At 64.7% G+C, this 24,157-nt stretch carries 20 protein-coding genes; 11 read left to right on the top strand and 9 right to left on the bottom strand.

Annotated features, from left to right (window positions below):
* Window positions 1-14: 14 nt before the first annotated feature.
* Window positions 15-1,040, bottom strand: coding sequence for a hypothetical protein (locus tag AC0L3C_RS16925; protein ID WP_473408513.1), 1,026 nt, complete (start codon window positions 1,038-1,040; stop codon window positions 15-17).
* Between the two features lie 280 nt (window positions 1,041-1,320).
* Between AC0L3C_RS16925 and AC0L3C_RS16920 the strand changes: the two genes are divergently transcribed.
* From AC0L3C_RS16920 to alr, 3 genes are all read left to right on the top strand, one after another.
* Window positions 1,321-2,571: a class I SAM-dependent methyltransferase gene (locus AC0L3C_RS16920; protein WP_473408512.1), complete on the top strand. Its 1,251-nt coding sequence runs from the start codon at window positions 1,321-1,323 to the stop codon at window positions 2,569-2,571.
* Between the two features lie 757 nt (window positions 2,572-3,328).
* The gene (locus AC0L3C_RS16915) at window positions 3,329-4,837 is read left to right on the top strand and encodes a replicative DNA helicase (protein WP_473257238.1); all 1,509 of its coding nucleotides are present in this window, start codon (window positions 3,329-3,331) and stop codon (window positions 4,835-4,837) included.
* A gap of 51 nt (window positions 4,838-4,888) precedes the next feature.
* Window positions 4,889-6,169, top strand: a complete 1,281-nt coding sequence (gene alr / locus AC0L3C_RS16910) for an alanine racemase (protein WP_473280985.1) — start codon at window positions 4,889-4,891, stop codon at window positions 6,167-6,169.
* Window positions 6,170-6,181: 12 nt separating this feature from the next.
* Here alr and AC0L3C_RS16905 read toward each other — a convergent pair whose 3' ends face one another.
* Complete coding sequence (locus AC0L3C_RS16905) at window positions 6,182-6,400, bottom strand: hypothetical protein (protein ID WP_473280859.1); 219 nt, start codon at window positions 6,398-6,400, stop codon at window positions 6,182-6,184.
* A 40-nt stretch (window positions 6,401-6,440) separates the two neighbouring features.
* On the opposite strand from AC0L3C_RS16905, the gene AC0L3C_RS16900 reads away from it, so the two are divergent.
* On the top strand, window positions 6,441-7,211 hold the full coding sequence (locus AC0L3C_RS16900) for an exodeoxyribonuclease III (RefSeq protein WP_473408511.1): 771 nt from the start codon (window positions 6,441-6,443) through the stop codon (window positions 7,209-7,211).
* A gap of 1 nt (window position 7,212) precedes the next feature.
* Here the strand turns inward: AC0L3C_RS16900 and AC0L3C_RS16895 are convergent, their stop codons facing one another.
* From AC0L3C_RS16895 to AC0L3C_RS16885, 3 genes are all read right to left on the bottom strand, one after another.
* Window positions 7,213-8,028, bottom strand: coding sequence for a hypothetical protein (locus tag AC0L3C_RS16895; protein ID WP_473408510.1), 816 nt, complete (start codon window positions 8,026-8,028; stop codon window positions 7,213-7,215).
* Window positions 8,029-8,127: 99 nt separating this feature from the next.
* Entirely contained in the window at window positions 8,128-8,496 is a 369-nt protein-coding gene (locus AC0L3C_RS16890) for a GFA family protein (protein ID WP_473280865.1), read from the bottom strand.
* Window positions 8,497-8,814: 318 nt separating this feature from the next.
* Window positions 8,815-9,681, bottom strand: a complete 867-nt coding sequence (locus tag AC0L3C_RS16885) for a L,D-transpeptidase family protein (RefSeq protein WP_473408509.1) — start codon at window positions 9,679-9,681, stop codon at window positions 8,815-8,817.
* Window positions 9,682-9,877: 196 nt separating this feature from the next.
* Between AC0L3C_RS16885 and AC0L3C_RS16880 the strand changes: the two genes are divergently transcribed.
* Window positions 9,878-10,603, top strand: a complete 726-nt coding sequence (locus AC0L3C_RS16880; protein WP_473408508.1) for a sulfite exporter TauE/SafE family protein — start codon at window positions 9,878-9,880, stop codon at window positions 10,601-10,603.
* 11 nt (window positions 10,604-10,614) lie between these two features.
* Here the strand turns inward: AC0L3C_RS16880 and AC0L3C_RS16875 are convergent, their stop codons facing one another.
* Together AC0L3C_RS16875 and AC0L3C_RS16870 are read right to left on the bottom strand one after the other, a co-directional pair.
* Entirely contained in the window at window positions 10,615-12,684 is a 2,070-nt protein-coding gene (locus AC0L3C_RS16875; RefSeq protein ID WP_473257253.1) for a putative bifunctional diguanylate cyclase/phosphodiesterase, read from the bottom strand.
* Window positions 12,684-13,841, bottom strand: coding sequence for an ABC transporter substrate-binding protein (locus tag AC0L3C_RS16870; protein WP_473408507.1), 1,158 nt, complete (start codon window positions 13,839-13,841; stop codon window positions 12,684-12,686). Before AC0L3C_RS16870 ends, AC0L3C_RS16875 begins: the two co-directional genes overlap by 1 nt.
* Window positions 13,842-14,059: 218 nt before the next feature.
* Between AC0L3C_RS16870 and radA the strand changes: the two genes are divergently transcribed.
* The 6 genes from radA (at window position 14,060) to AC0L3C_RS16840 (ending at window position 21,362) form a co-directional block, all read left to right on the top strand.
* Window positions 14,060-15,505: a DNA repair protein RadA gene (gene radA / locus AC0L3C_RS16865; protein ID WP_473257257.1), complete on the top strand. Its 1,446-nt coding sequence runs from the start codon at window positions 14,060-14,062 to the stop codon at window positions 15,503-15,505.
* Between the two features lie 166 nt (window positions 15,506-15,671).
* Window positions 15,672-16,301, top strand: a complete 630-nt coding sequence (locus tag AC0L3C_RS16860; protein WP_007592055.1) for a CvpA family protein — start codon at window positions 15,672-15,674, stop codon at window positions 16,299-16,301.
* A gap of 28 nt (window positions 16,302-16,329) precedes the next feature.
* Entirely contained in the window at window positions 16,330-17,835 is a 1,506-nt protein-coding gene (gene purF / locus AC0L3C_RS16855) for an amidophosphoribosyltransferase (RefSeq protein WP_219683207.1), read from the top strand.
* Window positions 17,836-17,998: 163 nt separating this feature from the next.
* Window positions 17,999-18,739: an SDR family NAD(P)-dependent oxidoreductase gene (locus AC0L3C_RS16850; protein WP_473253481.1), complete on the top strand. Its 741-nt coding sequence runs from the start codon at window positions 17,999-18,001 to the stop codon at window positions 18,737-18,739.
* Window positions 18,740-18,817: 78 nt separating this feature from the next.
* Window positions 18,818-19,966 (top strand): NHL repeat-containing protein, encoded by a 1,149-nt coding sequence (locus AC0L3C_RS16845; RefSeq protein ID WP_473408506.1) that lies wholly within the window; start codon window positions 18,818-18,820, stop codon window positions 19,964-19,966.
* Between the two features lie 169 nt (window positions 19,967-20,135).
* The gene (locus AC0L3C_RS16840) at window positions 20,136-21,362 is read left to right on the top strand and encodes an ABC transporter substrate-binding protein (RefSeq protein WP_007609280.1); all 1,227 of its coding nucleotides are present in this window, start codon (window positions 20,136-20,138) and stop codon (window positions 21,360-21,362) included.
* Between the two features lie 121 nt (window positions 21,363-21,483).
* On the opposite strand, the gene AC0L3C_RS16835 is transcribed toward AC0L3C_RS16840, so the two are convergent.
* Complete coding sequence (locus tag AC0L3C_RS16835) at window positions 21,484-22,737, bottom strand: TCR/Tet family MFS transporter (RefSeq protein WP_473408505.1); 1,254 nt, start codon at window positions 22,735-22,737, stop codon at window positions 21,484-21,486.
* A complete protein-coding gene (gene der / locus AC0L3C_RS16830) occupies window positions 22,734-24,116 on the bottom strand; it encodes a ribosome biogenesis GTPase Der (protein WP_473408504.1) in 1,383 nt (460 codons plus the stop codon). The genes AC0L3C_RS16835 and der overlap by 4 nt, the downstream gene beginning before the upstream one ends.
* Window positions 24,117-24,157: the final 41 nt, after the last annotated feature.

The raw sequence follows: 24,157 nt of genomic DNA, 5'->3' as shown, positions 1-24,157 counted from the left end.
TAAAATATGGTCGCTTATCGCGAAATCGGCGGCGCCGGCGGACCGGACGATTCGGCCGGCGCTGGCGGGGCCGCGGCAGTCGCGGGCGGCGCCGGCTCCTGCGACTTGGCTGGCGGTTCGGACCTCGCGGCGGGCTTGGGAGCAGCTTCTTCCGCGGCTTTGGGCGCAGTTGGCTCGGCGGGCTTCGCGGCGGATGGTGCCGCCGGCGTCACCTGCGGCACCGGATCGGGCCGCACCGCCGGAGCTTCGCTGCTGCCGCGCGGCTCCACCTTGGCGCTTTCCGGCTTGGCCTCGGCGGGCTTCTCGGACGGCTTGCTGCCTTCGGATTTGCTGCCTTCGGATTTGGCCTCGCCGGAATCCACCTTCGCAGTCTCGGGCTTTGTGTCGGGCTTGGACTCGACCTTCGGCTCGCTCTTCTTGTCGTCTGCTGTCGGCGCCGCGGCATCAACCTTCGGCGCCTCATCACTTCCCGGCTGGCCGCGCTTGCCGAGACGCTTGGTCTTGCGCCCTTCGGGTGCAGCCTGGCCCTCGGGCTTCACGCCTTCCTTCGTTCCTTCTTCGGCCGGCCGCGCGGCGCGCTTCTGACGCGCGCCCTCGGCCACGGGAGCGGCACCCTCGCCTTCCGGCTTGGCGGATTCCTGGGAACGTTGCCGGCGGCCCTGATGCTCAGGGGCCTGCACGGGATTGGTATTGGCTTCCTTGTCCTTGGCGCCGTCCTTCTTGTCCTTACCTTCCTTATGGCCGTCCTTGGCCTGGTAGCGGGTGTCGGTGGCTCCGTTGGAGACGAGATAGGAGGCAAGCACGCCGGCCATGTCGGGGCTGGTCGTGTAATGCTGACGCAGGAAGCCCGGAAGCGAGCCCGGCGCCACCGTCTTCAACAGGCCGCGCGGGCTCTTATGACATGCATTGCAGGTCTGCGCGAAAAGCTGGGATGGGGCCTTGCCGGCCTCGAGGTTCGTCGCCTGCGCGAGAACGGTATCGGTCGCGCCGAAGCCGATCAGAAGCAAGATCGTCGCGAGGCTGAGCGCTCGGCTCGACATTCCCATCATCTCCATTGAATTCCGAGAGGTGCAGCCGGCAGGCGGCGCCGCGGCGGGTCACCTTTTATCCGATTGAGCCGCGAATGGAAGCAGGCTCGGCGCGCAAGGATGTGATTAAGCGGTTTTGGAATATCCGCTTTGAACACAGCGCAATAGCAGGCCCGGAACACCTCCCTAGATTTGGATGCAAACGCATAGGAACCGCTGAGATGCCCGGACGTAGGGTGTGAAGGCCGGGTTAGTCGCATCTCTTCGGGTTCGCTCGAGAGGATGGGTGCCGATGGATCGATTGTTGCGTCAATTCCTGTCTCAATTCATCCGCCGCGGGTCGATGACGGTGACCACGGCGAAGGGCTCGAAGTTCACCGTCGGCGACGGCTCGGGCGAACCGGTCGCAGTCCGCTTCGTCACCGCGGACGCAGAGCGGAAGATCCTCGTCAATCCCGAGCTCGGGCTTGGCGAGGCCTACATGGACGGCGAGTTCGTCGTCGAGCACGGCACCATAGCTGATGCCCTCGCGATCCTGCTCGATCAACCCGACCTATTGCCGCACTGGGCAAAACCCTGGTGGCACCTGCGCTATCTGGTGCGGCACCTGAAGCAGTTCAATCCGCGCCCGCGCTCCCGCAGCAACGTCGCACACCATTACGATCTCGACGCGAGGCTCTATTCGCTCTTCCTCGACGCCGACAAGCAATACAGCTGCGCCTATTTCGAGACGCCGGAGAGCACGCTCGACGATGCGCAGCTTGCCAAGAAACGGCACGTGGCCGCAAAGCTGCTCGTCAAGGGCGGCCAGCGCGTGCTCGACATCGGCTCGGGCTGGGGCGGACTTGGGCTCTATCTCGCCGAGATCGCAGGTGCTGACGTCACCGGCATAACGTTGTCGACCGAGCAGTTGCAGATCGCCAATGCGCGCGCAGCCGAAAAGGGCCTGACCAGATCGGCCAAATTCCTGCTTCAGGACTATCGCGACGTCGCCGGCCCGTTCGACCGCATCGTCTCGGTCGGCATGTTGGAGCATGTCGGAGCCCGCTTCTACGACATCTACTTCCAGCGATGTGCCGAGCTGTTGGATAAGGACGGCGTCATGTTGCTGCACTCGATCGGCCGTTCGCAGGGCCCGGACTCCACCAATCCCTGGATCGCCAAATACATCTTTCCCGGCGGCTACATCCCCGCCCTCTCGGAGGTGCTGCCGGCGATCGAGCGCGCAGGCCTGCTGGTCTGCGACATCGAGATACTGCGCCTGCATTACGCCGAAACGCTGAAGGCATGGCGCGAGCGCTTCATGGCGCGACGCGAAGAAGCCGTACAGCTGTACGACGAACGCTTCGCGCTGATGTGGGAATTTTATCTGGCAGCCAGCGAGATGACATTCCGCAAGCAAAATATGATGAACTTCCAGATCCAACTCACCCGGCGTCAGGGCGTCGTGCCGATGACGCGCAACTACATCGCCCGTGAAGAGGCCCGGCTGCGGGCTGTCGAAGCCGGCGCCACGCCGAGACTGAAGCTGGCTGGTGAATAGGTCCTAGTGGCGCAGGGTCGAAACCGGAGCGGACCGGTAAGAATCCGTTAAGGCCAATTGTATCCGCAGTGCCTTCAGGATTTCGGGGGCGACCGGTTCCCGACGCACTTCCGGCCGCGCAGCGTGCTCCATGGCCGCGATCAGCCCCGACAGCCAAAGTCGGCTGCCTGCTTCGCTTCGCCAATTCCGGGGCTGCCGTTCTGGCCGCATCGCTTGCCTCGTTCCCTGGTGGCAGATCGGGAGACAACCCCCCGCCCGCTAGCCTGTTCCGGCTGTACCCCCGAAAGAATCCGGGGAGATGTGATCTGCTTCACATAAGTCTCGTCGGCCCTGGCTTAGACCGTCGCCATGAGCAACGAGACCAAAACCTCATTCGACGTGCAGGACGACCTCCGCACCGATTACGCCCTGATCGCTACCGGCGTCGGGGCGGCTCTGGTTGCGCTGGTCTACCTCCTGCTGGTCTGAACAAAGCCGAAAGCGCCCAGCGTGCGTCATTCGCGCGCGTCTCGATATGTCAGCCCGCCGACCCCTCAGGTTCACTTCATCCGGCGTTTTCTGCGGCAACGGTATCGGCCGCTTCCAGGCGGCGACTTGGTTCCACGAAAATCCGTCAAGCGCGGCGCGTGCTGCGGCGGGCAATCATCCACCATTTTAATGATCGGTTGATAGCGGCGAGCTTTCGCTTCCGCTTTGGTCTGAGGCGGCGCTTTATCCCGGCCCCGCATCCGCCCCAGAAAATTGCTATCGCTCGACCATGGCCCTGACTGATTCGAACGTTCTCAAACTCGCGCCCGAAGCCGGAACCCCCGCCTATCGAAGCGCGCCGCATAATATTGAAGCGGAACAGAGCCTTCTGGGCGCGATCCTGGTCAACAACGACGCGTTTTACCGCGTCTCCGACTTCCTGGAGCCGAAGCATTACTTCGAGCCGCTGCACCAGACCATCTTCGAGACCGCCTCGAGCCTGATCCGGATGGGCAAGATCGCGACGCCCGTCACGCTGAAGACCTTCCTGCCCGCCGACACCGATATCGGCGGCATGACCATCGGGCAATATCTGGCACGCCTCGCCGCCGAAGCGACCACCATCATCAATGCGCAGGATTATGGGCGCACCATCTACGACCTGGCATTGCGGCGCGACCTGATCGGCATCGGCGAGGACATGGTCAATGTCGCCTATGACGCCCCGGTCGACTTCGCGCCGCGGGCGCAGATCGAGGACGCCGAGCGCCGCCTGTACGAACTCGCCGAATCCGGCCGCTATGACGGCGGCTTCCAGAAATTCTCGCAGGCGCTGACGCTTGCGGTCGATCTGGCCGCGAAAGCGTTCCAGCGCGACGGAAAGCTGTCGGGCATCTCGACCGGCCTGCGCGACCTCGACAACAAGATGGGCGGGTTGCAGCACTCCGACCTCATCATCGTCGCCGGTCGCCCCGGCATGGGCAAGACGTCGCTCGCAACCAACATCGCCTACAACGTCGCCCGGGCCTACGTTCCAGAGCTCCAGGCCGACGGCACCATGAAGGCCGCCCATGGCGGCGTCATCGGCTTCTTCTCCTGCGAAATGTCGGCCGACCAGCTCGCCACGCGTATCGTGGCCGAGCGCACCGGCATCCCCTCCTCGTCGATCCGCCGCGGCGGCATCTCGGAGGCCGATTTCGAGAAGATCCGCGAGGTCTCGATCGAGCTGCAGTCGCTGCCCTTCTATGTCGACGAGACCGGCGGTCTCTCCATTGCCCAGCTTATGGCGCGCGCCCGCCGGCTGAAGCGGCAGAAGGGCCTCGACCTCATCGTCATCGACTACATCCAGCTGTTGTCGGGCTCGGGCAAGCGCAGCGAAAACCGCGTGCAGGAAATCACCGAGATCACGACCAGTCTGAAAGCGCTCGCCAAGGAACTCAGCGTGCCCGTGATTGCGCTCTCGCAGCTCTCGCGCCAGGTCGAGTCGCGCGACGACAAGCGGCCGCAGCTCTCGGACCTGCGCGAATCCGGCTCGATCGAGCAGGACGCCGACGTCGTGCTGTTCGTCTATCGCGAGGAATATTACCTCGGAAACAAGGAGCCGCGCCCGGGCACACCAGAGCACGAGAAATGGCGCCTGGACATGGATCTTGCGCATGGCAAGGCCGAAGTCATCATCGGCAAGCAGCGCCACGGCCCGACCGGCACCGTTGATCTGGCCTTCGAAGCGTCGGTCACACGGTTCGGCGACCTTGCGCCGGACAGCCAGGTGCCGGACCGCGGCGGCGGCGACTACTGAGTTCCCTGGGTTGAACCTGACCGGCCTCTTGCGTAAAACGGCGCCATGATAATGGCGTCCGACCCGAAAATGATCCCGCAATCCGGCCTTCTCTCCGCGGAGGCCAATCAGGCTGCCGCACTCGCGACCTTCGGCGGCGTGCTCACCGTCGATCTCGACGCCATCATCGCCAATTGGCGCAAGCTCGAGAAGACGGCGGTACCGGCCGAATGCTCGGCTGTGATCAAGGCGGACGCCTATGGCTGCGGCGCCGAGCAGGTCGCGCGTGCCCTGAACAAGGCCGGCTGCAAGACCTTTTTCGTCGCCACCATCGAGGAAGCGCGCAAGGTGCGCGCGGCGGTGCCGGAGCCCTCGATCTACGTGCTCGGCGGCTACTTCCAGAACACCGGCGAGCACTACGCCCAGATCAACTGCCGCCCCGTGATCGGCGATCTCAACGAACTCGCCGAATGGGACGTGTTCTGTCGCCGCACCGGCTGGACCGGTGGCGCCGCCATCCACATCGACACCGGCATGAACCGGCTCGGCCTGACGCTCGCGGAAGCGCAAGCCATCATCCCCCGCATCAACGCCGGCGATCACGGCATCACGCTGGTGATGAGCCATCTGGTTTCGGCCGAGCAGCTCAACAGCCCGGTGAACGCCAAGCAACTCGCGGCCTTTCGCGGCATCGCCAGCGAATTCTCCGGCGTGCCGGCGGCACTCGCCAATTCGTCCGGCGTCTTCCTCGGCGCGCCCTTCCAGTTCGACATGGTGCGGCCGGGCGCCGCGCTCTACGGCGTCAACCCGACGCCGGAGGCCGACAATCCGATGCAGCCGGTGGTCGATCTCAAGGCCCGCATCGTGCAGATCCGCAGTATCGAGCGCGGCGAGAGCGTCGGCTATGGCGGCACCTGGACCGCACGGCGGCCGACGAAACTCGCGATCATCGCGGTCGGTTATGCCGACGGCTATTTCCGCGCCGCAAGTTCCAACGACGGCACCCGCGGTGCCGAGGTCATCGTCGCCGGCAAGCGCTGCCCGGTCGCCGGCCGCGTTTCGATGGACCTGATCGCGATCGACATCACCGATCTGCCGCCGAACGCGGCGCGGCGCGGCCACATGGTGACGCTGCTCGGCGAGGGCATCACCGTCGACGAGCTCGCGCATCATTTCGGAACGATCGGCTACGAGGTGCTGACCAGCCTCGGCCGCCGCTACGCCCGTATTTACAAGGGCGGGAATGTGGTGGAGCCGCTGGCCAAGCCAGCTCTCGGGCAGGCAGCCGAGCAGCAGACGCCCGCTCCGCCACCGATCGAGCAGCCCGAAAGCCCGCCGCCTCTGCCGGGCTGAGCAGCTTGCCGCTTACTTCTTTTTCCTGCTGTCCAGCGCCGTCTTGCAGGTTGCGCTGAGCTTGTCGCGCTTGGCGTTGAGGCAGGCGACGATGCCGCCGCCCGGCGCAAGGCCGGCGCAGAATTTGTCATAGTCCGCCTTGCACGCGCCGCGCGGATCGGATGATTGTGCCGAGGCGACCCCGGAGAACGCAACGGCGACGGCAATAACGGCAAAGCTCAACTTGGACATTGTTTCTCCGGTAGCGGAAGGCAGGAGCCGGTAGCTCTACATGAAGATCGCGACGTTCAACATCAACAACATCAATCGCCGCCTGCCCAATCTGTTGGCATGGATGCGAACGGCGAAGCCCGATGTCGTCGCACTTCAGGAGTTGAAGGCAAGTGATGGCGAATTTCCGGCGGCCGCGATCGAAAAGGCCGGTTACGGCGCAGTGTGGTGTGGGCAGAAGACCTGGAACGGCGTCGCCATCCTGGCCCGCAATGCCGAGCCCGTTCTCACCCGCGATCGCTTGCCGGGAAAACCTGCCGATCACGAAGCCCGCTACATCGAGGCCGCGGTACGCGGTGTCATCGTCATCAGCATCTACCTGCCGAACGGCAATCCGCAGCCGGGACCGAAATTCGACTACAAGCTCGACTGGTTCGCGCGGCTCAAGCGCCACGCCAGAACCTTGATTAAGCAGGACCTGCCCGTGGTGCTCGCCGGCGACTACAACGTTGCGCCTGATGAGATCGACATCTATCCGACGCGCTCGTGGGACAAGGATGCCTTGATCCAGCCGAAGAGCCGTGCGGCCTTTGCCTCGCTGGTGGCACAAGGCTGGTGTGACGCGATCCGCGAACTGCACCCGGAAAAGCGCATCTACACCTTCTGGGATTACAAGCGAAACCGCTGGCCGCGCGATGCGGGCCTGCGGCTCGATCATCTCCTGCTCAGCCCTGCCCTCGCCTCACGCCTGGCAAAAGCCGGTGTGGACAAGAAGGTTCGCGGCGAGGAAGGCGCGAGCGATCACGCACCGGCATGGATCGTGCTGCGCTAGGTCAACGCCCGTAATAATCCTGCACCGTGTCCCACGCTGCTTTTTGCAGCAGCTCCACCGTCGGTGCGTCCAGTCCCATCGTGTAGGAATTGCCGACCGGCGAGCGGCCGGTCAGCGCGGCGAACGTCACGCAGGTCGCCAGATACGTGCCTGCGGGGCTCGGGTGCCGCTTGTCCGGCGCATACAGATTGAGCTCGGGCTGCAGCTTGCGCACGCGCGCGAAGGCGAGACCTGCGGGGATCACCAGCGCATCATTGGCATTGCCTGCGATCGTGTAGGCCTCGGCCAGCGCTTCCGTCATCTCAGGCTTGTCGGCATAGGCCCATGACATGAACAGGACCGGGCGCATGCCGTGGGCGCGGACGATCTCGCTGTCCTTCTTCACGAAGGTCGCGAACGCGTCCTTCAATTGCGGATGGATCGGGCACTGGCTGCAATCCATCATCACGACGGCGTCGTACTGCCTGCCCGGCTTGTTGAAGACGACGTTGTTTTGCTCGTCGAACGAATAGGCGCCGAGGCCGCCCGGCCGCAGCAGATTGTCCATATCGTGCCAATCGAGGCCGGAGCCGCCGATCGTTGCCATGGTGTTGCGATAGGCCGCCTTGTTTTCGGGATCGGCAGCCCGCTCCATGAAGGAGAGATGCCCGGGCATGCCGTTGTTGTAGTAGAAGAAGCTGTTGCCGACGAACAGCGCGGCCTTGGGGAAATCCGGTCCTGATGTCGTGACCTTGGGCCTGGTCTGCGCCTGCGCATTGAAGCCGACTACAACGGCCAGACACATCGCGAGCATCACTCGCGCGAAAAGACGCATCATCGGCTTCCTCCCCTTTTTCTGTCGGGCCGGAAACAGATCAGCTTTTCAAGAGTGCCACAAGAACACGGACGAGCAGCAGACATGCGCGAGAGCGCATGCTCACCATAAATTCTTGCCATCGATCATGGTCACCGGCACGGCCTCCAGATCGAATTCGTCGAACAGGCGCGCGTTGACGGCGACTCTCGGATTGTCGAAATCGGGCTTGCCGGTCGACCAGTCCGGCGACTCCGAATAGGTACCGCAGCCGCAGCTTGCGCAGAAATGGTGCTTGACCGTGCGGCTGCCCCAGAGGTAGGTCGCGACGTTCTCGGCGGGCGACAGCAGCCGAAACTGCGCCGGCGTGTAATAGGCCCACAACGCGCCGCGCTTGGCGCAGAGCGAGCAGGTGCAACGGGTCACGCTCGAGGGCACCTCCGTCACCTCGAACACCGTCTCACCGCAATGACAGCTTGCCTCGATCGGCATGACCCGCTCTCCGTTTTGTCAGGAGATGGTCGTAGCCGGACCCTGCTGCCAACATGCTGTCAGCAGCGCGCAGCCGGCCTTGGTCCACGTGCTGCGAGCACCGACTTGCCGCGCCAACTCGACAAAAAGATGAAAAACAACCCCATGCACAGTAGCCGATCGTTGGCGAATCAATGGGTTACGCATACTCCGAAACGCAGGTTTCACCGGTCGAGAGGCCTCGCCCGACACGCAATGGTGCGATGGGCCAGGAGCTGACCTCGTAGGCGACTTGCATTGCCTCCTCGTCCTGAGTTGCAGGACGAGGATGAGGACGCGTTACCGGGCCTCGGCGATCCTCGGTCCGGATGACGGGATCTGCGCGTGAGTTGCCGAGGACCGGTTCGACGGCGATGCCGGGTCCGGTAATCGGAAAGCGGCGTCGGCCGGCGCTCCCTGGGGTGGTCGGCGGGCAACGGTTGTCGGAAGCACGATCACTTTCGCGCCGACTTTCACGCGATCATAGAGGTCAACGACGTCCTCATTGGTCAGCCGGATACAGCCGGACGAGACCCGCTTCCCGATCGTATCGGGCTTGTTGGTGCCGTGAATTCGATATTCGGTGTCGCCCAGATACATCGCCCGAGCGCCAAGCGGGTTGCCGGGACCGCCTGCCATGAAGCGCGGCAGATAAGGCTGACGCGAGACCATCTCAACAGGCGGATGCCAATCGGGCCATTCTGCCTTGCGAGCCACAGTCTGCTCACCGGACCATGTGAAACCTTCGCGGCCAACACCGATGCCATAGCGCAGCGCTTGCGCGTCGTTCAGGACGAAATAGAGGAATGTGTTCTTGGTATCGATGATCACGGTGCCTGGCGTCTGACGGCTGGCGTAGTCAACCACCTGCCGAACAAATGCTCCCGGAACGTCAGCCGCTTTTGGTGGTTCGACCAGAGGCGCCGGGGCCGGAAGCGGAGCCGAAGTCGGTGCCGGAGCTGATGCATGAACCGGCGTTGCCACGTAAACCGGAGTTGACGACGCTTGAGCTTCGTGCGCGGACGGCTTTCGTGCCGGTTGCACGTTCGTCGGCCGGGACAGCAAACCGTACCCCAATGCGCCAACGGCCACGGCGCCAATTGCAACTCTCGCGGCCATCGGGATTGCGAACGTCTTCGCCTTTCCGCGCTTGGCCCGCTTACCCATTACTCTTCCCCCAGCTCACTATGCTCACGAGAGGTACCCAGTAAGATTTAAGAAACTTCGAAGCGATTTCGCTCAGACTGGAACCGTCGGCGATGGTTAACGCCGGGCTCTCCTTCGGCAAGATGGGGTTCCCTCGCCTCGCGGATCGCCCGCGCCGCTGGCCGCGGCTAAACTCTCCCGATTCGTGGAGACCGTTTTGGCTTTTCTCTTCGTCCTCGTCGTCGGCCTCGTCGCAGGCACCATCTCCGGCATCGTCGGCACGGGCTCGTCGATCATGCTGATGCCGGTGCTGGTCTATGCCTACGGGCCAAAGGAGGCGGTGCCGATCATGGCGGTGGCCGCCGTCATGGCCAATCTCTCACGGATCCTGGCCTGGTGGCGCGAGGTCGATTGGCGGGCCTGCGCGGCTTATTCGGTGACAGGCATTCCGGCTGCCGTGCTCGGCGCGCGGACGCTGCTGGCGCTGCCCTCGCACGCCGTCGATCTCGCCATCGGCGTCTTCCTGATCGCGATGGTGCCGGTGCGGCACTGGCTGGCGCGGCACGATCTCAAGGCCAATCTCTGGCATCTGGCGATCGGCGGGGCCGTCATTGGTTACCTCACCGGCATCGTCGTCTCAACCGGCCCGCTCAGCGTCCCGCTGTTCCTGTTCTACGGCTTGTCCCGGGGCGCTTTCCTCGCCACCGAAGCGGCTTCTTCGCTCGGGCTCTATGCCGCGAAATCCGTGACCTTCGAACGGTTCGGCGCGCTGACTGGCGATGTGTTCGTCAAAGGCCTGATCGCTGGATCTTCGTTGATGGCGGGCGCCTTCATCGCCAAACGCTTCGTGCTGCGCCTGAAGCCGGAGATGTTCCGCGTGGTGATGGACGCGATCATGATCGCCGCCGGCCTCTCCATGCTGTGGAATGCGGCGCAGCCGTAGCGGCGCTGCGCTCAGACCGCGAACTCGGGCGCGATCGACGGGCTATCCTCGATGACGCGGCTCTGGTGAGCCCGCTGTCCCTCGAGCCATAGCAACACGGCCTCGAGTGGCTGCGGCCGATGATAGAGAAAGCCCTGCCCGAACCTCACGCCCATCTCGCGCATGGCCTGGGCCTGCTCGGCGCGCTCGATGCCTTCCGCCACCAAAGTGAGGCCCAGCGTACCGGCGAGCGATGCGATGACGCCAACAATCGCCTTGTCTTCCGCACTATCGGGGATCTCGCTGATGAACGCCTTGTCGATCTTGACCTTGTCCAGCGGAAACCGCCTGAGATGGGCGAGCGAGCTGTAGCCAGTGCCGAAATCGTCGAGCGCGATGGTGGCACCCAGGCGCCGCAGCCGGTGCAGCGTCTCGGATGCGCTGGCCATGTTGTTGATCAGCGATCCCTCGGTGATCTCGAGTTCCAGCAATGATGCCGCGACGTCGAAGCGCGCGCAGGTCGCCCGCAGCTCGGCGGCGAACGAATGGTCGGCGAGCTCGGACGGCGGCAGATTGATCGCGATCCGGATATGCGGCCTGCCGGCCGCAGCCAGATGTTGCAGCGCGCGGCAGGCGTCGGTGAGCACATAGCGCGTCAGCCGCGCATTGTTGCCGCTGCGCTCGATCAGCGGCAAGAATTCGCCCGGACCGATCACGCCATGCTCCGGATGGCGCCAGCGGATCAGCGCTTCCAGGCCGACGATGTCGTGGCTTTCGAGATCGACCTGGCTTTGATACCAGACCTCGAATTGCCTCTCGTCGAAGCCTGTGGGAATGGCAAGTTCGAGCTCCCGGCGGCGGCGATAGTCGCGTTGAAGCGCTTCGTCGAGCACCGCGACCGTGCCGGGCGCCTTGCTCTTGGCATGGTAGAGCGCGATGTCGGCGAGCGCCGGCAGGTGCGAAAGCTCGGGATCTCCGGCACGGCGCACGGCAAGGCCGATGCTGGCACGCGGCACCACCCGCTTGTCGTGAAGCCGGATCGGCTCGGAAATCGCATCCAGCAAGTGGCGCGAAAACTTCTGCGCGGTCTCCTCGTTGCTGACCTCGGGGCGAATGACGACGAATTCATCGCCGCCGAGCCGGGCCACCCAATCTTGCGGTTCGACCGCACCACGGAGGCGCTCGGAAATGTGCACCAGGAACTTGTCGCCGGAATCATGGCCAAAAGTGTCGTTGATGCCCTTGAAGTCGTCGAGATCGATGAAGCAGAGCGCGATCAGCGCGTCCGGCGAGCCGGCATCGTGACTCAGGGTCACGAGGTGCTCGGAGAGCGAGCGGCGATTGGGCAGCCCCGTGAGCGGATCGTGCGCGGCCATGTGCCCGAGTCGGTCGAGCGCACCTGACGTCGTGTGCTGCATGGCATTGAATGCATGCGCGAGCTGACCGAACTCGTTCGAGGATTTGACTTCCGCCGGATAGGCGCGGCCGTCCTGCTTGCTGCGCTGGATCGCGGACATCATCGCCGCCAGCGGCCTGCCGATGAAGAGGTTGGCGGAGATCCGCATGGCGATCAGGGTCGCAAACGTTGCCAACAGGCCGACGACCAGCAGCAGCACCAGCCGGCTGCCCGTGTCTGCGTAGAGCGCCGCTTGCGAATATACGATCGCGATGCGGCCGGCCTGGACCGCCATGTTGCCGTTGCTGTAGTTGATCGGACGCGAGATCTCCGCGACCGCCTGTCCCGCCGGGCGCGCCACCACGCGGGCAATCGCGATTCCGGTATCGTCGTAAACGGCCGCCGCGGCGATGCTCTCGTCGTGCATGATCTCGTTGAGCACGCTCGTGACCTGGTCGTAACGCATCTTCCAGAGCGGTTCGGCGATCAGTTCGGCGCGGCTCTCGGCGACGCGGGCAATGCGGGCGTCGAGCTGCCTAATCTGCGACCAGAAGCTCGAGGCCTCGACGCCGGCGGAGGCGAGCAATTGAACCAGCAACAGAACAGGTACTGTCGCCCAGATCATCGCACGGACGACCGAGCGCAAGCGCGGCGGCGCCGCCTGCTGCTTGCGATCCGGATCGGTCATGTCGTCGCCGTTTCGCATCAGTCGGCAGCGCCTTCCACAGGGGTCAGCGACGAGATCAGCGCATCGACGGAGAAGTCGTACTGGCCGCAGCGCCCTGCCTTGGCCCTGAAACGCGCGAAATCGATCCGGTCGAAGGCGCGCGTGGTGATGAGGTCGCCGACCGCAGCGAGGTTGTCGCGCGTGATCGCGGACGTCTTGACCTCGACGCGGGGTGATAGGGCCCCGAAATCGCAGCCATCAGCGTAGTCGCGCAAGAGAACGATCGACCAGCCGCCAAGCAGGAAATGCCCGCCGTCGGTCAAGAGCAGACGGCCCGCCTTGATCTCGCGCAGCGCATCCTCCGACCAGTTGAGGCCGACCAATTGGATGTTCCGCCCGGGCGTGAGGCCGGCAGCGCTCACTGCGCGAAGCGCTCCCAGCGCCATCGGATCGTTTCCGGCCCATATGCCCGCAGGCCGGATCTCCTTGCGCGTGGCCCAGCTCAGATAATTCGTGGTGACATGCTCGGCCTCCGACTGCGTCCAGTTGGCGAACAGCATCCGATCCACCACGACGTCGGGCGCGGCGTCCACCGCGAGCTTGAGACCCGCGTTGCGGGCGATCGAGGCCGGCGTGATCTCGTCGCCACCGATGCCGAGAATGTGGATCTTGCCGTCCGGGCTCTGCCATTTCTCGGCACGCGCCGCGTCGATCAGGGCATTGGCCATCCGCGCGCCCGCGGTCTGAAGATCCGTCGTGATGTCGCCGAGCCAGGTCTTGAGCTTTTGACGCGGCGGTCCAAGACGCGCCGCATCGTCACCGATCAGCGTGTTCGAGAGTAGCAGCGTCCTGATCCCGGTGGCCTCGGCTGCCTCCATGATCGGGACGGCGGCCGATTCCTCGTTCGAGAGAATGAGAAAGTCGGGCTTGTCGCTGCGTGCCACCACGCCGAACCCGAGCTCCTGCATGATGCGGTAATTGCGCTCGCTGGTCAGCACCTCGACATGCGCGCCGAGCTTGCGGCCGGCGGCCTGCATGGTCAGCGAAACCATGTCCCAATAGACCTCACCGGTCTTGCCCGGGTTGACGAAGACGACGTTGAGACGCTTCGCATCGGCCGCAACAGCGCCGCCAGACGGCATCAGAGCGCCGCAGGTGATGCCGAAAGCCAGCAATATCCGCAAAAGTCCGGTCATTCGTTTCGCCATCCCGTATTGGTTCCGAAACTGGACCCGCGTCCGCTAACATTTGGCAAAGTCCGGCCTGTTGCGGCGGCATAGAGCTAACAAAGGGTGTATCAGGCGTGCCGAACTGCGATATGCGGTCCGCTCGGACTCACGCTCTCAACCCGTCATTCCGTGCTATCAGCAAACCTGAAACCCCCGACTCGCTATCCCCCGGACTCGCTGTCCCCATGGCCAAGAACACACTTTCCTTCGTCTGCCAGAACTGCGGCGCGGCCTATAACCGCTGGCAGGGCAAGTGCGAGTCCTGCGGCGAGTGGAATACGCTCGCGGAGGAGGACACGACCGGCAGCGTGCCGGTGTCGATCCGCTCCAAGCGCAAGGGGCGGACGTTCGCGCTGGAGAGCCTGTCCGGAAAAACCCAGGACGCCCCGCGCCTGTCCTCGGGCATGACGGAGCTCGATCGCGTGACCGGCGGCGGATTCGTGCGCGGCTCAGTGCTTCTGGTCGGCGGCGATCCCGGCATCGGCAAGTCGACGCTGCTGACGCAGGCCACAAGCCTGCTCGCGCGCGCCGGACACCGCGTCGTCTACATCTCCGGCGAAGAGGCGGTCGCACAAGTGCGGTTGCGCGCGGAGCGGCTCGGGCTGTCGGATGCGCCGGTGCAGCTCGCCGCCGAGACGTCGGTCGAAGACATCGTATCGACGCTGTCCGAGGGCGCGGTGCCCCGGCTGATCGTGATCGATTCGATCCAGACCATGTGGACCGACACGGTGGAATCGGCGCCCGGCACGGTCACCCAGGTGCGCGCCTCGGCACAGGCCCTGATTCGTTTTGCCAAAAGGACCGGCGCGGCCATCATCCTGGTTGGCCACGTCACCAAGGACGGCCAGATCGCAGGCCCTCGCGTGGTCGAGCACATGGTCGATGCGGTGCTGTCGTTCGAGGGCGAAGGCTCGCAGCAATTCCGCATCCTGCGCGCCGTGAAGAATCGTTTCGGGCCGACCGACGAGATCGGCGTGTTCGAGATGACCGGGCTTGGCCTGCGCGAAGTCACCAATCCCTCCGAGCTGTTTTTGTCGGAGCGCGATCTCGGCACGCCCGGCACCGCAGTCTTCGCGGGCATCGAAGGCACAAGGCCCGTTCTGGTCGAATTGCAGGCGCTGGTGGCGCCGACCTCGCTCGGCACCCCGCGACGGGCCGTGGTCGGTTGGGATCCGAGCCGGCTTTCGATGGTGCTGGCGGTGCTGGAAGCCCATTGCGGGGTCAAGCTGTCCGGCCACGACGTCTATCTGAACGTCGCCGGCGGCCTGCGCATCCACGAGCCCGCGGCTGATCTGGCCGCCGCGGCGGCGCTGGTGTCCTCCCTGGTTAATGCGCAGTTACCCACCGATGCGGTCTATTTCGGCGAGATCTCGCTGTCCGGCGTGGTGCGCCCGGTGGCGCAGACCCCGGCCCGGCTGAAAGAAGCGGCAAAACTCGGCTTTCTGCGTGCCGTGCTGCCCGAATCGGCCCGGGGCGAAGCCGGCGGCGACGCCGGCCTGTCGCTGAACGCGATCAACAGCCTGACGACGCTGGTCGCCGAGATCGCCGCGCGCGGCTCCCGGCGGGGCGACTCGAGCGCTCCGGCAGAGAAAAATGCCACACCGGCAAGATTCCGCCGTGGAGAGGGTTAGCCGGTGGTGACGTCCCCCGCCCCCGCCGCTATACAGCCGTCACAAAAGCAGCATGGGATTGCGTGGTTGCGGCCTTGCCGGGAACGTCGTCTGGCCCTCACTTAGGGCGGGCGGCCAAACACCGATTCGCTGAGCACCTTGAAGTACGAGCGGACCAGACCAGCCGATGCCAGTAACCATCCTCGACCTGATCCTGCTCGGTGTGATGCTGATTTCGGGCCTGCTCGCCATGGTTCGCGGCTTCATGCGCGAAATCCTGTCGATCGCGGCCTGGGGCACGGCGGCGATCGTCACCCTTTATTCGTTCTCGAAGCTGCTGCCGACCGCAAAGACCTATTTCAACAACGACACCGTCGCGAGCGTGGTCGTGGTCGCCGGCGTGTTCGTGGGCACCTTGGTCGTGGTCTCCGTGATCACAGTCCGGATCTCCGACATGATCCTGGATTCGCGCATCGGCGCGCTGGACCGCACCCTCGGCTTTCTGTTCGGGTTGGCGCGCGGGCTTTTGATCGTCGTGGTCGCCTTCCTGTTCTTCACCTGGCTGGTGCCCGACAAGCAGCGCCCGGATTGGGTCACAGGGGCCAAATCCCGCGTGGTGCTGCAGGGAACCGGGGATTGGCTGATGGCCCTCTTGCCTGACGACCCCGAGAACACCATCTTGAAGAGATTCAAGAAAAACAAACCAGATGAAGAGCAAACTGATTCCGAGCAGCAGCCTTCGGGCAGTGGCGACGGATACAGCAAACCGGCTCGTGACAGCCTTAAAAAGCTGATCGAGAAACCCGCGGCGCGATGACTAAGCCCTAACGAGAGGCTCGGACGAGATGCGAAATCCTGACCAGGACGCCCTACTTGATCTCGGCCCGGCCGCGCTGGAACTTCAAGACGATCTGGAGGGGGATACGCTGCGCGAGGAATGCGGCGTCTTCGGCATCTACGGCCACCCCAATGCCGCCGCCATCACGGCGCTCGGCCTCCACGCCCTTCAGCACCGTGGTCAGGAAGCAGCCGGCATCGTCTCCTATGACGGCGGTCGCTTTCATTCCGAACGCCGCCTCGGCCTCGTCGGTGACACCTTCTCCCGCCGCGAGGTGATCGACCGCCTCCCCGGCACAATGGCAGTCGGCCATGTCCGCTATTCCACCACCGGCGCCACCATCCTGCGCAACGTGCAGCCGCTGTTCGCCGAACTGAATGCCGGCGGCCTTGCTGTCGCCCACAACGGCAATCTCACCAACGGCCTGACATTGCGCCGCGAGCTCGTGAAGAGCGGCGCGATGATGCAGTCGACCACCGACACCGAAGTGATCCTGCATTTGGTCGCGCGCTCCAGGCGCAGCCGCTTCATTGAGCGCTATGTCGACGCGCTACGCGAGATCGAGGGCGCCTATGCGCTGGTCTCGCTGACCAACAAAAAGCTGGTCGGCGCGCGCGACCCGCGCGGCATCCGTCCGCTGGTGCTTGGCGATCTCGACGGCTGTCCGATCCTGACGTCCGAGACCTGCGCCCTCGACATCATCGGCGCGCGCTTCGTGCGCGACATCGAACCCGGTGAAGTCATCGTGTTCGACGAGAGCGGCCAGGACATTCACAAGCCGTTCCCACCGATTGCGCCGCGGCCCTGCATCTTCGAATACATCTACTTCTCACGTCCAGATTCCATCGTCCACGGCCGCTCCGTCTATGAGGTGCGCAAGGCTTTCGGCGCGCAGCTCGCCAAGGAGAGCCACGTGCCGGTCGACGTCGTGGTGCCGGTGCCGGATTCCGGCGTGCCCGCCGCGGTCGGCTACAGCCAGCATTCCGGCGTGCCGTTCGAGCTCGGCATCATCCGCAACCACTATGTCGGCCGCACCTTCATCCAGCCGACGCAGGCGATCCGCGAATCCGGCGTCCGCATGAAGCATTCGGCCAACCGCGCCGCGATCGAAGGCAAGCGCATCATCCTGATCGACGATTCACTGGTGCGCGGAACCACCTCGAAGAAGATCGTGCGCATGATGCGCGATGCCGGCGCCAAGGAAGTGCACTTCCGCCTCGCCTCGCCGCCGATCCTCTATCCCGACTATTACGGCATCGACCTGCCGGACCGCGGTGGTCTTCTTGCGGCGACGCATTCGCTCGAAGAGATGCGCGAGATCATCGGCGCCGACTCGCTCGCCTTCCTGTCGATCGACGGCATGTACCGCGCCATGGGCGAGCCGGGCCGCGACCCCGCCAATCCGAAATTCTCGGATCATTGCTTCACCGGGGCCTATCCGACCCACCTCACCGACCAGACCCAGACCGAGCAGCAGCCGCGGCAATTGTCGCTGCTGGCGGAGGCGAGCTGAGGCCGTCTCCCTGGCCTAGTGCGCAATTGCGCACGGGGGCCAGGACCCATTACCACAGTCCTCTCTGGTTCGAAGAAGGTGTGACAATCATCTTCCCTAGCCATAAACGTCACGGCGTATGGATCCTGGCTTTCGCCAGGACGACGCTGGATAGAACCTTTCAATGACAAATCCCCTCGCCAACCGCATCGCTCTCGTCACCGGCGCCTCGCGTGGCATCGGCTTCGCCACCGCCAAGGCGCTGGCCAAGGCCGGCGCGCATATCGTCGCCGTGGCGCGCACGCAGGGCGGGCTGGAAGAGCTCGACGACGAGATCCGCAAGGACGGCGGCACCGCCACGCTGGTGCCGCTCAACCTCACCGATTCCGACGGCATCGCGCGGCTCGGCGCCGGCCTGCACGAACGCTACGGCAAGCTCGACATCCTGGTCGGCAATGCCGGCGTGCTCGGCCCCTCCTCGCCGATCGGCCATATCGAGCTGAAGGCCTTCACCGACGTGATGGCGGTCAACGTCTCCGCGAACTTCCAGCTGATCCGCTGCATGGAGCCGCTGCTGAAGCAGTCCGACGCCGGCCGCGCTGTGTTCGTCACTTCCGGCGCGGCCAACAAGGCGACCGCCTATGTCAGCCCCTACGCCGCCTCCAAGGCGGCGCTGGAGACGCTGGCGCGCGCCTGGGCGCAGGAGACCGCGAACACCAAGCTGCGCGTCAATTTGTTCAATCCCGGCCCCGTCCGCACCCGCATGCGCGCCACGCTGATGCCGGGTGAGGATCCGGCGACGCTCGATACAGCCGAGCAGGTTGCCGAATTCATCGTGCCGATGTGCGCACCCGATTGGACCGAGACCGGCAAGTTCTACGACTACAAGACCCGCAGCCTGATGAGCTTCCGCTCGCCGGCCTGATTGACTCGACGGCCTCCCCGCGATTGACTGCCCGCGCTCAAGCGGCAGCAAGCTGCAGGCCAAAAAAGGGAGGTTGCCATGGCGCCATGGCGGAATCGCGCAGGCTCTACGCATGCGCTCGCAAATGTCTCTCGCGTCCTCTCTGTCCTGATCGCGGCCGTCGCGTTTGCGCTTCCGGGCACGGCGACCGCCGGCGATGTCCCGACCTTCGCGGTCGATGCGTCCTGGCCAAAGCCGTTGCCGAACAACTGGATCCTCGGCCAGGTCGGCGGCATCACCGTCGACTGGCAGGGCCACATCTGGGTGATCCATCGGCCGCGCTCGCTCACCGACGACGAGAAAGGCGCGAGCCTCACCCCGCCGCGTTCGAAATGCTGCGTCTCGGCACCGCCCGTGCTCGAATTCGACAGCGACGGCAATCTGCTGCGATCGTGGGGCGGCGCGGGCGAAGGCTATGAATGGGTCGGCCGCGAGCACGGCATCGAGGTCGACGAGCGCGGCTTCGTCTGGGTCGGCGGCAATGCCGACAACGACAACGCGATCCTGAAATTCACGCTCGACGGCAAGTTCGTCGCCCAGATCGGCAAGATCGCGCCGAGCCTCGGCAGCAACGACACGGCGCAGCTCGGCAAGCCCGCCGAGACCGCGATCGACAAGGCCGCCAACGAAATCTACGTCGCCGACGGCTATGGCAACCGCCGCGTCATCGTGTTCGACGCGACCACGCTCGCCTACAAGCGGCACTGGGGCGCCTACGGCAACAAGCCCGACGACGCCAAGCAGGCGGCGTATGATCCCAAGGCGCCGGTGTCCCAGCAGTTCGGCAATCCCGTCCATTGCGTGAAGCTCGCCAATGACGGGCTCGTCTACGTCTGCGACCGCATCAACAACCGCATCCAGGTCTTCAAGACGGACGGCACCTTCGTGAAGGAGTTCTTCTTCGAGAAGAACACGCTCGGCAACGGCGCCGTGTGGGACATCGCGATCTGGCCCGATCCGAAGCAGACCTGGCTGCTCAGCGCTGACGGCGAGAACAACGAGATCAGGGTCATCAGGCGAGACGACGGCAGCGTGGTCGGAAGCTTTGGGCACAGCGGCCGCAACGCCGGACAATTCCACTGGGTGCATGCCATGGCGATCGACGCCAATGGTAACGTCTATACCGCCGAGGTCGACACCGGAAAGCGCATCCAGAAATTCAAGCTGACATCGGACGCGCTGAAATAGCGTCTCGACGCATTTTGCCCAAAAGTTAACGGAGGGATGACGCTGCGACGCAGCGTCATCCGGCTTTAGGCGCATTGCCGCCGGCCGTGGGACACGGTAGAGCCATCAGCCGGAACAAGGCTCCGTTCAAGAGAGCCGTCCGCATGTTTGACAATGGAGGAAATCTTTTATGACGACGACGTTCGCGCGCCGCTCTGCGGCCCTTCTGGCCTGTGCCGCCTTCGGTTTTGCCACATCCGCCTTCGCCCAGGACAAGACCGTCAAGATCGGCGTGCTCAACGACATGTCCAGCCTCTACGCCGACATCGGCGGCCCGAACTCCGTGGTCGCGATCAAGATGGCGGTCGAGGATTCCGGCCTGCTCAAGAAGGGCTGGAAGATCGACGTCATCAGCGGCGACCATCAGAACAAGCCGGACGTCGGCGTCAACATTGCCCGGCAGTGGATCGACAACGACAAGGTCGATGCGATCGCGGACACGCCGAGCTCCGGCGTGGCGCTCGCGGTGAGCAACCTCGTCAAGGAGAAGAATGCGGTCCTGCTCAATTCGGGCGCCGCCACCGCGGACCTCACGGGTAAGGCCTGCACACCGAACACGATCTCCTATACCTACGACACCTACATGCTCGCCAACGGTACCGGCAAGGCGTTGACCAAGGCCGGCGGCGACAGCTGGTTCTTCCTCACCGCCGACTACGCGTTCGGGCATGCGTTGGAGCGCGATACCAGCGCCGTCGTCACCGCCAACGGCGGCAAGGTGCTCGGAGGCGTCAAGCATCCGCTCAACACGGCCGACTTCTCCTCCTTCCTGCTGCAGGCCCAGTCGTCGAAAGCGAAGATCGTCGGTCTCGCCAACGCCGGCGGCGACACCACCAACGCGATCAAGCAGGCCGCCGAGTTCGGCATTGTACAGGGCGGGCAGAAGCTCGCGGCGCTGCTGCTGTTCATCAATGACGTGCATTCGCTGGGTCTGAAGACCGCCCAGGGCCTGACCTTCACGGAATCCTTCTACTGGGACATGAACGACCAGACCCGCGCCTGGTCGAAGCGCTTCTCGGCGCTGGCCAACAAGAATGCGATGCCCTCCATGACGCAGGCCGGCAATTACGCGATGGTGCTGCATTATCTCAAGGCGATGGACGCGCTCGGCGGCAACCCGCATGACGGTGCCAAGGTCGTCGCCAAGATGAAGGAGCTTCCGACCGACGATCCGCTGTTCGGCAAGGGTCCGCTGCGCGCGGACGGGCGTCGTCTCATCCCGGCCTATCTGTTCGAGGTGAAGAAGCCCGAAGAATCGAAGGGACCGTGGGACTACTACAAGCAGATCGCCACGATCGCGGCGGAAGACGCGGCCAAGCCGCTCAAGGACAGCGAGTGCCCGCTGGTGAAGAAGTAAGGGCGTAGCGCTCAGGCAAGTTCCCAACGACGTCATGCCCGGGCTTGTCCCGGGCATCCACGTTTTGAGCCCGGACAAAGGACGTGGATCGCCGGGGACAAGCCCGGCCACGACGGACACGTCAGGCGCTCTTCGCCGCGCCCAGCGCCCGCACCGCGATCGCCACGCACGCCACCATCAGCACCGCCGCGAGCAGGAACGGCGCGCCGGGCAGCTGCCACGGCGCGCTGGCGCCGATGAAATATGAAAACGTCAGCGTGAACAGGAACGGGCCGACGAGCTGCGACACGCTCTGCACGCTCGCGGTCGCGCCCTGCAACTGGCCCTGCTGATCGGGCGCGACCAGCCGCGTCATCAGCGATTGCATGGCGGCGCCCGAAATGCCCCACAGCGACATCACGGGAATGCCGATCCAGAACAGCGGCCCGGTCGGGGCCGCGCCGAAGATCACGAAGCCGATCGCGCCACAGCACAAGCCCATCAACAAGGCGTTTCGCTCGCCGAGCACGCGCACGATCGGCCCGATCGCGAGCCCCTGCACCACCATGGCGCAGATGCCGACCATCGCCAGCGTCAACCCCACCGTTTTCGAATCCCAGCCGTAGCGATAGGTGGCATAGAGCACGAAGGTCGAGGGAAGCACGACATGCGCGACCTGCGCGATGAAGTTAACAACAGACAGCGCAGCGAGCACCGCGTTGGAACGCAGCAGGCGGAGCGCTCCGAGCGGATTGGCGCTCCTCCAGCGGAACGGCGCGCGCTTGTCCGGCGCCAGCGATTCCGGCAGGACAAAGAGCCCATAGAGCGCATTGGCCAAGCTTAGGGCCGCCGAGGCCCAGAACGGCAGGCGCGGATCGATATCGCCGAGCAGACCGCCCAGCGCCGGGCCCAGCACGAAGCCGGCGCCGAAGGCAGCGCCGATCCGGCCGAACACCGCCGCGCGCCGCTCCGGCGGCGTGATGTCGGCAATATAGGCAAAGGCAGTCGAGATGCTGGCCGAGGTGATGCCCGAGATGACGCGGCCGACGAACAGCCAGACCAGCGACGGCGCCAGCGCCATCAGCACATAATCGGCCGCGAGCCCGAAATTCGACAGCAGCACAACGGGCCGCCGCCCGAACCGATCCGACAGCGCGCCGAGCACCGGCGAAAACACGAACTGCATCAGCGCCCAGGCCGTCCCGAACAGGCCGAAGATGCGGGCCGCATGCGCCGTGTCGTTGTCGACGAAGCTCTCGATCAGTTTTGGCAGGATCGGCATGATCACGCCGAGCGCGAGCATGTCGAGCAGGATGGTGACGAAGATGAAGGCGACCGCGCCGCGCCGGACTGGCGCAGCGCCCTGCGCCATCGCCTCGCCGGCCTCGTTACTCACGACGGCCGCTTGCGCTTGTGGGCGAACGGATTGGCCTTTTCGCGCAGGGTGATGCGCACCGGTGTGCCCGGCAGCTCGAAGGCCTCACGCAGCGAATTGGTGAGATATCGCAGATACGACTGCGGCACCGCGTCCGCACGCGAGCAGAACAGCACGAAGCTTGGCGGGCGGGCCTTGGTCTGGGTGATGTAGTTCAGCTTGAGCCTGCGGCCGGACACGGCCGGCGGCGGATTGGCCTGGACCGCCTCCTCGAACCAGCGATTCAGCGCCGCGGTCGACACGCGCCTGTTCCAAAGCGCATAGGCATCCTGGATCGCCTGCATCAATCGATCGATGCCCTCGCCCATCAAGCCGGAGACGGCGACGATCGGCACGCCCTTGATCTGCGGCAGCAGATGATCGGCATCGCGGCGCAGGTTCGAGATCGCGCCGCCACCCTTGCTCTCCATCAGGTCCCATTTGTTGACGGCGAGCACGACGGCGCGACCCTCGCGCTCGATCAGGTCGGCGATGCGGAGATCCTGCTCCTCGAAACGGTTCTGCGCATCCATCATCATCACGACGACTTCGGCAAAGCGCACGGCGCGCAGTGCGTCGGCGACCGAGAGCTTCTCGAGCTTCTCCTCGATCCGCGAGCGCCGGCGCAGACCTGCGGTGTCGAACACGCGAAACTCGCGGCCCTTCCAGTTGATCTCGACCGCGATGGAATCGCGCGTGGTGCCGGCCTCGGGGCTCGTCAGCAGGCGCTCCTCGCCGAGCAGATGATTGATCATCGTCGACTTGCCGGCGTTGGGTCGGCCGACAATCGCAACCCGGATCGGACGCGTGGCGGCCTCTTCCTCCGTCAGCGGCTCGTCGTCTTCGAACTCGTCCTCCTCCACCGGCTCCGGCATCAATGGGCGCAGAGCGTCATAGAGCTCGCCCATGCCCTCGCCGTGCTCGGCCGAGATCTGGATGGGATCGCCGAGGCCGAGTGCGAAAGCCTCCATCGCGCCGGCATCGCCATGCTTGCCTTCGCTCTTGTTGGCGACCAGCAGCACCGGCTTGTTGGCCTTGCGGGCGAAATCGGCGAAGGCGCGATCGTTGGGCGTGAGGCCCATGCGGGCATCGATCACGAAGAACAGCGCGTCGGCCTGTGCGATCGCGGCCTCCGTCTGCTCCTGCATGCGAGCGGTCAGCGAGCCCTTGGCGCCCTCATCGAGGCCGGCAGTGTCGATGATCGTGAAGTCGAGATCGCCTAGCCTGGCCTCGCCCTCGCGGCGGTCGCGGGTGACACCGGGCAGGTCATCGACAAGCGCGAGCTTCTGCCCGACCAGGCGGTTGAACAGCGTCGACTTGCCGACATTGGGCCGGCCGATAATGGTAATCTTAAAGGACATGGGTCATTCGTGCGCTGCCGGAGCCGCGCCTGTCAATGAAA

The organism is Bradyrhizobium sp. WSM4872, assembly GCF_055811715.1.
The sequence above is the reverse complement of the archived record's forward strand: the minus strand, read 5'-3'. Positions and strand labels throughout refer to the sequence as shown.